This is a genomic window from Streptosporangium sp. NPDC049644 (assembly GCF_040675205.1).
GTDB classification, from domain to species: domain Bacteria; phylum Actinomycetota; class Actinomycetes; order Streptosporangiales; family Streptosporangiaceae; genus Streptosporangium; species Streptosporangium fukuiense.
The window spans coordinates 7330-8663 of sequence record NZ_JBFAOJ010000175.1 but is presented as its reverse complement, the minus strand read 5'-3'; the positions used below and the strand labels follow the sequence as shown (position 1 = coordinate 8663).

Sequence of the window (1334 nt, the reverse complement as noted above, 5' to 3'; positions counted from 1 at the left end):
GATGTCAGCCACAACCGTAGCGTTCATCTCCCCAGACGAGCCGACCTCCAACGGTGCGGCGAGTGTCGCCCAGTCCGTGACTGGCAGGTACAACCCTCGGTCGTTCGTCTCCCCTGACGGGGTGGTGTACGAGCTGGTGTGGATGACTCCTGCCCTCGCGGAGGAGTTGCTGTACCGCAACAACAACAACCGTTCGATGCGGCCCGATGCCAGCAACAAGATCGAGCGAGACATGCTGGCCGGCTGGTTCGCCGAGAACGGCGACGCGATCCGACGCGACGTCCAGGGAAACCTGATCGACGGCCAGCACCGGCTGGAGGCACGACGAGCGTCCGGCACATCCGGCTGGATGCTGGTGGTGTCGAACCTGCCCGAGACCGCCCGCAACACGATTGACGACGGCGCCAAGCGCACCATGCGCGACCGGTTCGGGTTCCGCGGCGAAACCGACCCCGGCACGCTCGCGGCGGTTGTTCGGCGAGCCCTGCTGTGGGAGCGGGGACTCCGCAGCAGGTCGGCGAGGTACCAGCCGTCCGCGTTGGAGTCGTTCGAGTTCCTCGACCAGCACCCGCAGTTGCGGGAAGCTGCCCAGGCCGCTAGCCACCACCGCAGAGCAAAACTGCTGGCACCGTCCACGATCGGCCTGTGCTGGTGGCTGTTCGCTGCCCTGGACGAGGGCCAGTGCGCCGAGTTCTTCGAGCGGCTCGCTGACGGCGCGATGCTCGCCAAGGGCAACCCGATCCTGACGTTGCGGAACCGGCTGATGGACCTTAATTCCCAGCCTGGCCGCGTCCATGAGAGCCACTCCGCCGCGCTGACCATCAAGTCGTGGAACGCCCACCGCGAGGGCCGCGAGGTAGCGCTGCTGCGGTTTTCCGAGCAGGAGAAGTTCCCCACCCCGAAGTAGCCGTACCAGGGGCGGGTCTTGTGTGCCCGCCCCTTCTAGCAGTGAGGAAGGAGGCCCATGATCACCCGCTGTGGGGACTCAGGAACCAGCAGAAGGAGCGGGGTCCTGCTTCGGTCGGCCCTTCGCGCGCTGCTCAGGCGGTGCCTCGATACCGGCCGCGCGGGCAACCTGCCGGACGCGTTCCCGGGAGTAGCCACTGAGTTCGACAACTTCCATCAGCGGCCTGCCCTCCCTGAGGACTTCGACGACCGCCGCTCGTACCCGACCCCGCGCGGCGGCCCGCTTGCCCGTGGGGGCGCGTTTGAGCGCCTTCACGGCAAGGTCCAGCTCCTTCTCGGCGTCGGTCATGTGGCCAATTCTCGCACATCAGGGTGTGGCCAAACATTGCTCTCGAAGGTTAGGCCAACTTTCAATAGAGGATTAGGCC

At 66.3% G+C, this 1334-nt stretch carries 2 protein-coding genes; one reads left to right on the top strand and one right to left on the bottom strand.

Features of this window, described 5'->3' with window-relative positions; genetic code table 11:
- Positions 1-907: hypothetical protein (locus AB0J58_RS43170; RefSeq protein ID WP_357797335.1), on the top strand; the 907-nt coding region annotated here is incomplete at its 5' end.
- A gap of 78 nt (positions 908-985) precedes the next feature.
- Here the strand turns inward: AB0J58_RS43170 and AB0J58_RS43165 are convergent.
- Complete coding sequence (locus tag AB0J58_RS43165) at positions 986-1255, bottom strand: hypothetical protein (RefSeq protein ID WP_357797332.1); 270 nt, start codon at positions 1253-1255, stop codon at positions 986-988.
- Positions 1256-1334 lie beyond the last annotated feature (79 nt).

What these genes read in the sequence shown, in the direction of transcription:
- AB0J58_RS43165 (WP_357797332.1), bottom strand. Translation starts at nt 1,255, where the DNA reads ATGACCGACGCCGAGAAGGAGCTGGACCTTGCCGTGAAGGCGCTCAAA.